The sequence below is a fragment of the Psychrobacillus vulpis genome, from assembly GCF_006861825.1.
GTDB lineage: Bacteria > Bacillota > Bacilli > Bacillales_A > Planococcaceae > Psychrobacillus > Psychrobacillus vulpis.
Window position 1 is genome coordinate 1 of record NZ_VDGI01000067.1, and the last position, 843, is coordinate 843.

Sequence of the window (843 nt, forward strand, 5' to 3'; positions counted from 1 at the left end):
TCTACGCTTAAAGGCTAATGTTACCATTAGCCCTCCAAGACTCGCTACGAGTGAATGGCTAGTTCTTTCTCGACGGGAATCCCACCCGCTATATGATACGACCTAGGCTCGGCCGCACACCTGCCCCTTTAGTTTAAGTACACTTTTTCACAATCTAATAATACGACTGTACTTTTATGGTAATATGTACCCTTTAAGACCTTCACCGATAGTATTTGTTTTCCCATTCCTCTATAAATGTTTCACAAATCTGTATCCCGTTATTTCATATCCAAGATACTTATATAAATCATGTGCTGTAATACGTTTTTCACTTATTCCGCTTAAAAGATATACAAAATCTGATCCTACTTCACTAATTGCCCATTCTTCAACATATCGAACTAATTTTTTTGCTATTCCATGTCCACGAAATTCTTTCTTGGTAACAAGTGAGGTTATTTGTGTTTTCACACTATTATTAGTATAAGTATTATGAAATGTTACTCCAATCATCCCAACAACAGTTTTATTTATAGTTGCTACGAATGTAAAATAATTCGGATTTGATTCAATACGTTCCATTCTTAGCTTCATTTCATCTAACGATGAAGGATAGCCTAAATCTGTCATTAATTCTGTAAACTCTACAATGTCTGAAGATTTATATTTTCGTATTTCCATAAATAATCCCCTCTCATATAACCAAGCCTTTTCCAATTATAGCATCTCCCTTCTTCAACTAGTCGAGTAGAAGGGAACCTCTCTACCTTTCGGTAGATTGTGTTCCACCCCCCTCACAGAACCGTGCTTGCGCTATTTACGCACACGGCTCCTCCTAGTCATCATTCACAAAATATAGCT

At 36.8% G+C, this 843-nt stretch carries 1 protein-coding gene; it reads right to left on the minus strand.

Annotation, left to right across the window (positions count from 1 at the left end):
• Positions 1–231: 231 nt before the first annotated feature.
• A complete protein-coding gene (locus tag FG384_RS19590; protein ID WP_142644353.1) occupies positions 232–663 on the minus strand; it encodes a GNAT family N-acetyltransferase in 432 nt (143 codons plus the stop codon).
• Between the last annotated feature and the right edge of the window lie 180 nt (positions 664–843).